The organism is Ruegeria sp. AB9, from assembly GCF_056542585.1.
On sequence record NZ_JBQGAA010000019.1, the window covers coordinates 45,776 to 52,087 of the forward strand.

Annotated in this window: 10 protein-coding genes; 3 read left to right on the plus strand and 7 right to left on the minus strand. The window is 54.1% G+C overall.

Annotated elements, in window-relative coordinates; translation table 11 throughout:
• Positions 1–5: 5 nt before the first annotated feature.
• From soxA to ACR0K5_RS22855, 6 genes are all read right to left on the minus strand, one after another.
• Complete coding sequence (gene soxA, locus ACR0K5_RS22830) at positions 6–851, minus strand: sulfur oxidation c-type cytochrome SoxA (protein ID WP_480631841.1); 846 nt, start codon at positions 849–851, stop codon at positions 6–8.
• A gap of 70 nt (positions 852–921) precedes the next feature.
• On the minus strand, positions 922–1,251 hold the full coding sequence (gene soxZ / locus ACR0K5_RS22835; protein ID WP_480631842.1) for a thiosulfate oxidation carrier complex protein SoxZ: 330 nt from the start codon (positions 1,249–1,251) through the stop codon (positions 922–924).
• A gap of 34 nt (positions 1,252–1,285) precedes the next feature.
• Positions 1,286–1,702 carry a thiosulfate oxidation carrier protein SoxY gene (gene soxY, locus ACR0K5_RS22840; protein ID WP_480631843.1) on the minus strand — a complete coding sequence of 139 codons (417 nt, stop codon included), beginning with the start codon at positions 1,700–1,702 and terminating at the stop codon, positions 1,286–1,288.
• A 46-nt stretch (positions 1,703–1,748) separates the two neighbouring features.
• Positions 1,749–2,225, minus strand: coding sequence for a sulfur oxidation c-type cytochrome SoxX (soxX, locus tag ACR0K5_RS22845; protein WP_480631844.1), 477 nt, complete (start codon positions 2,223–2,225; stop codon positions 1,749–1,751).
• Between the two features lie 130 nt (positions 2,226–2,355).
• Positions 2,356–2,934 carry a thioredoxin family protein gene (locus tag ACR0K5_RS22850; protein ID WP_480631845.1) on the minus strand — a complete coding sequence of 193 codons (579 nt, stop codon included), beginning with the start codon at positions 2,932–2,934 and terminating at the stop codon, positions 2,356–2,358.
• A 14-nt stretch (positions 2,935–2,948) separates the two neighbouring features.
• Complete coding sequence (locus ACR0K5_RS22855) at positions 2,949–3,689, minus strand: cytochrome c biogenesis CcdA family protein (protein WP_480631846.1); 741 nt, start codon at positions 3,687–3,689, stop codon at positions 2,949–2,951.
• Positions 3,690–3,769: 80 nt separating this feature from the next.
• Between ACR0K5_RS22855 and ACR0K5_RS22860 the strand changes: the two genes are divergently transcribed.
• From ACR0K5_RS22860 to ACR0K5_RS22870, 3 genes are all read left to right on the plus strand, one after another.
• Complete coding sequence (locus ACR0K5_RS22860) at positions 3,770–4,144, plus strand: hypothetical protein (protein ID WP_480631847.1); 375 nt, start codon at positions 3,770–3,772, stop codon at positions 4,142–4,144.
• A gap of 100 nt (positions 4,145–4,244) precedes the next feature.
• Positions 4,245–4,553 carry a metalloregulator ArsR/SmtB family transcription factor gene (locus tag ACR0K5_RS22865; RefSeq protein ID WP_480631851.1) on the plus strand — a complete coding sequence of 103 codons (309 nt, stop codon included), beginning with the start codon at positions 4,245–4,247 and terminating at the stop codon, positions 4,551–4,553.
• Between the two features lie 42 nt (positions 4,554–4,595).
• Positions 4,596–5,654, plus strand: a complete 1,059-nt coding sequence (locus ACR0K5_RS22870) for a YeeE/YedE family protein (protein ID WP_480631848.1) — start codon at positions 4,596–4,598, stop codon at positions 5,652–5,654.
• 384 nt (positions 5,655–6,038) lie between these two features.
• Here ACR0K5_RS22870 and ACR0K5_RS22875 read toward each other — a convergent pair whose 3' ends face one another.
• A complete protein-coding gene (locus ACR0K5_RS22875) occupies positions 6,039–6,212 on the minus strand; it encodes a hypothetical protein (RefSeq protein WP_480631849.1) in 174 nt (57 codons plus the stop codon).
• Positions 6,213–6,312 lie beyond the last annotated feature (100 nt).

Consider the following 6,312-nt stretch of genomic DNA (forward strand, 5'->3'; position numbering starts at 1 on the left):
GTTGGTTATTGACGCACTGCCGGGGTTTCTACTGAAAGCCCGTTGCCACGTGAGGCCACATAAAGCTCCAGCGCACGAAACTCATCTGAGCCTTCGGCAAATGTTTCCGCCCGCGTATCGCGAATGCAGCCGCGGAATCGGTTGTGGCGCGAAATCAACTTGGCCTGTTTCAGACGATAGGTCGGGAAGCCGTTGATCATACCCTGGCTCAGGTGGTCAGCGCGGATCATATTGCCCCAGTTGTCTTCGTGACAGTTGGCACAGCTCAACTCCAACTGACCGTAGCGGGTATAGTACATTTCCTTGCCCTGCTCCCAATATGGGGCGGCATCGCCATCAATCGCGACGTTCATTGGCATCCCACGCGACTGCAGACCGATCAGAGCGACCATACCCTGCATGTCGCCACCGGACCATTTCCAGGCATCCGCTTCCATGCGATCCGTGCGGCACTTGTTGATCAGATCCTCCATGACCATCAGCTTGCCGTTTTCAGCATCGACCTTGGGCATGGATGTGTGCAGCCCTTCAAAGCTCTCCACGCCATCATGGCATGAAGCACAACTTTCACCGGCAGCACCGTCCACCTTCTCAAAAAGGTCAACAGCCTGATCGACGAAGATCATCGCCGGATTGTCGAAATCATCAATCTGAAGCGCTTGCGTTTCATCCGTGCGGAAATGCCAACCCGAATAGATCGTGTCCAAGTTTTCCAGATGCGCCGGGGCCTCGGTGACCGAGGTCATGTCCAGCTCATCATTGATCACAAGATTGTCTTCGTCCGGTCCAGCCATCGCTGCCACTGGGAAAACCAGAATTGCCGCGATCGCCGTAAGTGCCTTGGTATTCATTACGTTCCTCCCTTGGTGGATCAGCGCCAACTCCTCCGACCAGCGCTGATCTGCCTTAGTGGTCGAGCCGTCAGGCGATCTCGATCGATTTTTTTTCGTCGTAGACAGAGCCGTCGTCATCGTACCAGGTGAAGACGAACTCACCGGATTCCGGCACGGTCGCCTCGAACTGAAAGTATGGATTGGTCGAAATCGCCGGTTCCATCGTTACATCGACGACAAGCTCGCCGTTAAATTCGCACGTGAAGCGGTTTATGATCGAACGCGGGATGACGTTGCCATCTTTATCCTTGCGCTGACCGCTTTCCATTTTGTGGCTGATCAGTGTTTTGATCGTGATCGTTTCGCCAGCAGCGGCTGTCTTGGGAACCTTGACGCGGGGTTTTACACCGGATGCCATTGGTTAATCTCCTGTTATTCAGGGCGCGTGGCGATCAGCCGCCGCAACCGCCGATTGTCACTTTTACGGTCGCCGACGCTTTGGCAAAGCTGCCATCCGCCATCTTGGCCACAGCGATGACATCCTGCGTTCCGGCAAGACGGATACGGGTCGAGGCGGCTTGTTCAGCAGCTAAAGAACCGAAATTGAACGTTGCGACGCCTGGCTCAGGGTTGCCCGCTGCCACGATCAGAATGGAAACAGCGCCCGGTGCACTTACTTCGATCGGTACAGTATTCCCGTTCTCGGCAATTTCCGGTGCAGTCAGCGTAACTCCACCGTCAGCAATATCCGCGCCGCCCGTAAACGCGGCAATCGCATCGTCAGCGGCCGCATTAGCGCGAAGCGGCATAATTGTCAGGAACGCGGCGCCCAGGCCAAGGGCCAGAGTCTCGCGGCGAGAGAGTTCCATTTTCAATCTCCTTTGAATCTTCGAAATTTCACGCAGGCAGGCGTGATTATTCTTCTTTCAGGGTCGCGAGAAATGCGACAACGTCCTCAATTTCCTGTGCCGTCAGGATCGACGTCAAAGGTGCAGACGGCGCTTTGCCGGTATAGGCATCGCCTGGGCGGATATATCCGTCATCCTTGTAGAACGCGGGCATTACCGTGCCTTCGAATGTCATCTTTGCGTTCGCGACCAATCCCCGAAGTTCCGCCTCGGACCAACGATCACCGGCGCCATCCAGCATAGGGCCGACCTCGCCGTGAAACGGGATCTCTGCCAAAGCCGTGACCGCGTGGCAGGCTACACAGTTGCCTTTCGACTTGTCACCAACGATGATCGCGCCGTTGGCTGCATCGCCTGAAACACCGCTCAGCGATTCCTCTACCGCACCATAGTCGTCATAGGTTACGTCTTTCGGTCCGGTTTCTGCCGCGAAGACGGCACCACCTGTCGTTGCGCAGACCACCATTAAGAGTCTTAGCTTCATGATCCCTCCCATTTGCTACCGCGCCGATGGCGCTTTGCGACCCAAAGCCTTGTGTACCGTAGTCGACGGGTATGGCTTATCGCAACATTAAATTCATTATAATGAATTTTTTTATTTATGGCCGCGGAGATCAATCCTGCGAAATATTGTTTCGCTCCTGAATGCGACGTGCGTGATAGCGCTGAAAATCTTCTCCGTTATCAAGCGTGTAACGTTCCTCGTAGACCCACGTAAAAAGGTCTAACGTTGTTCCTTTCGCGAACGCTCCCGGCATTACGGCAACCGCCGCTTCGATGGCAGTGGCGTCATCGGGCACGTCTTCGGGCAGAAAAACAAGCGTCGGTGTAAACAGAATCCCCCATTTGCGCATCAGCGCTTTTTGCTCATCTTCTTCTCCATCGAAGTCGATAGCCGTGGTGCTACCGTGCAGGTCCAATTGGACAACAAAGAAGTTCTCTTCGATATACGCCGCCAGGTCGGGCTGAGGGAAAACCTCTTCATGCATCTTTTTGCAGTAGATGCAGCCTTGTTGCTCAATGAACAAAACCAAACGTTTGCCTTCCGCCGACGCTTCTTCCAAGTCTTCTCGAAGGTCTTTGAAAGTGTCCCGCATCCACGGCGTTTTGTGGAGGCCGTCATCGCCAAGCTCAGCAGAGGAAACCGCCCCACCGACAAGAAAAGCAAACAAGACGAACAAAACTCGTTTCATATCTTCCTCCCGAATTAGCCAATGGCTGCGAACCAGGGCATGTGGTCCAGCATCCATTGCGCGATATGGTTTATCGAGTTGGTCGCGATCAGGACGCCGAACAGAATCAGCAGAGCACCCATAGCCTTCTCGATCAGTGGCAGGTGTTTCCGAAATCGTGCCATCCAATGCATGAAAGGACGGACCAGAAAAGCCGCCAGAACAAACGGCGCGGTCATTCCCACCCCGTAAACGAACAAAAGCGCGGCTCCGCGCCACGCCGTCTCGGTTCCCGCTGCGGTGAACAGGATTGCGGCCAGTACCGGCCCGACGCAGGGGGTCCAGCCAAAGGCAAAGGCCAGCCCAAGAACGAAGGCCCCGATCAGGCTTACATTCGACGTCTCGCCGATGTCCGCGCGGAACTGGCGATACAGGAACCCGACGCGAATGAGCCCCAAGAAATGCAGGCCCATGGCAATGATAATGGCCGCTGCAATCCAACGCAGAATGTCAAAGTACTCCCGAACCAGTAGTCCCAAAATCGAAGCCGTTGCGCCGAGCGCCATGAAAATCGTTATGATTCCTGCTGCAAATGCGAGCGCGGATAGTGTCGCCTTTCGACGGACATCCGCAGGGACAGTTGCACCCGACAAAATCTGTTCCATCCCGACACCCGCCAGATAGCTAAGATAAAAAGGAACAATTGGCAGAACACACGGGGACAGAAACGACAACAGCCCGGCGACCAAAGCACCTGCAAATGTAATGTCGAGCATGGTCAAATCCGTTCTGACACGATATCATTCACACATTCAAAATTATAAAGATAAAACGCTATGGTCAATCGGAGCCTGAGATGCGCCACCTACTCCTGCTGTTGCTTGCCCTCACACTGTTTGTAGCTCCTGTCGTTTCACGGGCGGAAATGACGCTTCTGATGGCGGAAGAAGATGGGTGTATATGGTGCGCCCGCTGGGACACCGAAATCTCAGAAATCTATCCAAAAACACCCGAAGGAAAAGCTGCTCCGCTTCAACGCGTCGATATCCACACAGCAATACCGGACAGCATCACTTTGGAAAGGCCGCTTTACTACACTCCAACCTTTGTCTTGCTGGACAATGGCCGAGAGGTGGGCCGGATCGAAGGCTACCCGGGTGACGACTTTTTCTGGGGATTGCTGGGTGTTTTACTTCGTGACGCTGGGGTACCGACTGAGAGCTCTGGCTAAATCGCGCCAAATTACATAAACTGTTTTGAATACGTGAAGCCAAGTAAGCGAGGCGATCTTGTTGGACAAACCATCGAAGCTGCCTGTGTTCACCAAGGACATGTGCGACGAAGATCTGGACAGGATGATGGAGAACGCGCAGACGGCGTCAAACTTCCTCAAGGCAATCAGCCACGAAGGGCGTCTGATGATTCTCTGCTATTTGTCGTCCGGCGAAAAGTCAGTCACTCAGATGGAGGAGATGCTGTCGGCCCGGCAGGCGGCGGTGTCCCAACAGCTATCCCGATTACGGTTTGAGGGCTTGGTCAAGACACGTCGCGAGGGAAAAACGATCTATTACAGACTGGCGGATGACCGATCGACGCAGATCCTCGAAGTTGTCTACGATCTTTTCTGTCGGGAGAAATAGAAGCCCGTTTGAATCACCGCCAGCTTTGGGAGGGGACTGGCCATGTTCGAATTTCTGGGAGATGCCAATACTGTTGCGTTGATTGGATTAATCGGTGGCATCGTATTGGGCCTTGCTGCGCGCATCGGTCGTTTCTGTACTTTGGGCGCGATCGAGGACTTCCTTTATGCCGGCGACGACCGACGACTGCGCATGTGGGCCGTTGCGATAGGCGTTGCTATTGCAGGCAGCCACGCCGCTATGGCGTTTGGATGGTTCAACCCGGTCGAAACCACTTATCTTGCACAAACTTGGAACCCGATCGGCTCGATCATAGGCGGGCTCATGTTCGGTTACGGCATGGCTATCAGCGGAAACTGTGGCTACGGCGCATTGGCCAGGCTTGGAGGCGGAGACCTTCGATCATTCGTCATTGTTCTGATCATGGGTCTTTCTGCCTATGTCGTGATGTCGGGACCGCTGGCGCACCTGAGGGTTTGGGTTTTTCCAGTCGAAATGAACCTCAGCGAACCTCAAGGCATCAGCTTTCTTTCCGAACGACTGACCTCTGTTCCGGCATGGCTCATTGGCTCGGTCATAGGCGTTGCTTTGGTGATTTTTGCTTTGGCAAATGAACGTATTCGCCGCAATCCTGCACAAATATTTTGGGGAACCGCAGTTGGATTGGCGATCATCTCAGGATGGCTCGGCACACATTGGGTTGCGACACACGGGTTTGATGGAGAGCCGGTGCAAACCCATACCTTCGCTGCCCCTCTCGGTGATACCATTTTTTACCTCATGACAGCATCCGGAAACACGCTTTCCTTTGCAGTCGGGTCGGTTTCAGGTGTTCTTATCGGTGCTTTTTTAGGGTCATGGTCAAAAGGCCATTTCCGGTGGGAAGCGTGTGAAGACCCGCGCGAACTCAAACGGCAAATGCTGGGCGCGGCGATAATGGGGCCAGGAGCAATCATAGCGGTTGGTTGCAGTGTTGGACAAGGTATATCGGCCTTCTCCCTCTTGGCCTACAGTGCACCTGTTACCTTCGCTGCGATCTTTGCCGGTGCAGCGCTTGGATTGAGGCAGCTCGTGACTGGATTGTCCTTCAACAGCTTGTAGGTAGCGGCGCGCTCAATCACGCTGATTGATCGAAACAATTTTCGATTTCTTTTCCGTCGCGAACTCCTGAGCGGAGCCGCTGCAAATGAAATCGGCTGCTCGAGGTAACGCCTCAAGCCCATGGAAAGCAGAAAACTACCCGGCATTTTGTCCTCCGGTTGAACTCGGCAATTCTCGACTTGAGATTTCTTGCGCGTTTGCCGCCGCGCCCGAAAATACCATCGCAGTGGCGGGTGCGATTAATGCGTTTACTTGAATCAATTTCCTAACCTGTCTCATCAGTAAGATGTTTCTCCTTACCTGATCCTCGGTGCGGCGGATTTGCGAGCTGTTACCTGTTGGAAATTAAGAAACACACTCAAACAAGTTTGGTAAATTTTGCCGCTATGCGGTCTCCAACAACGTATCAGAAAGCGCGTGTTTCGAAAGGGCTCCCGGTGCGCCAATTGCGACAAGCCTTGTTTCGGGTTTTCGGTGGCCCCATGCTCCATCCCGTGCGATGCCCATGCGTTTTCCGACGACCCGTACAGGAATGCGATGATCCGACGAGGACCTCATCTTCTAGGCTCTGGACTCATTGAATTTCAAAGCCAGTAGATGACGGTTGCGGCCAGGGCGATTGCTGAGAGGAAGGCCTTCGGACATCTGTCGTAGCGAG

Bases quoted from the DNA above. Each gene is read 5' to 3' on its own strand.
- ACR0K5_RS22865 (WP_480631851.1), top strand. From the start codon at position 4,245: ATGTGCGACGAAGATCTGGACAGGATGATGGAGAACGCGCAGACGGCG.
- ACR0K5_RS22875 (WP_480631849.1), bottom strand. From the start codon at position 6,212: ATGAGGTCCTCGTCGGATCATCGCATTCCTGTACGGGTCGTCGGAAAA.
- ACR0K5_RS22850 (WP_480631845.1), bottom strand. From the start codon at position 2,934: ATGAAACGAGTTTTGTTCGTCTTGTTTGCTTTTCTTGTCGGTGGGGCG.
- soxZ (WP_480631842.1), bottom strand. From the start codon at position 1,251: ATGGCATCCGGTGTAAAACCCCGCGTCAAGGTTCCCAAGACAGCCGCT.
- soxX (WP_480631844.1), bottom strand. From the start codon at position 2,225: ATGAAGCTAAGACTCTTAATGGTGGTCTGCGCAACGACAGGTGGTGCC.
- soxA (WP_480631841.1), bottom strand. From the start codon at position 851: ATGAATACCAAGGCACTTACGGCGATCGCGGCAATTCTGGTTTTCCCA.
- ACR0K5_RS22870 (WP_480631848.1), top strand. From the start codon at position 4,596: ATGTTCGAATTTCTGGGAGATGCCAATACTGTTGCGTTGATTGGATTA.
- soxY (WP_480631843.1), bottom strand. From the start codon at position 1,702: ATGGAACTCTCTCGCCGCGAGACTCTGGCCCTTGGCCTGGGCGCCGCG.
- ACR0K5_RS22860 (WP_480631847.1), top strand. From the start codon at position 3,770: ATGCGCCACCTACTCCTGCTGTTGCTTGCCCTCACACTGTTTGTAGCT.
- ACR0K5_RS22855 (WP_480631846.1), bottom strand. From the start codon at position 3,689: ATGCTCGACATTACATTTGCAGGTGCTTTGGTCGCCGGGCTGTTGTCG.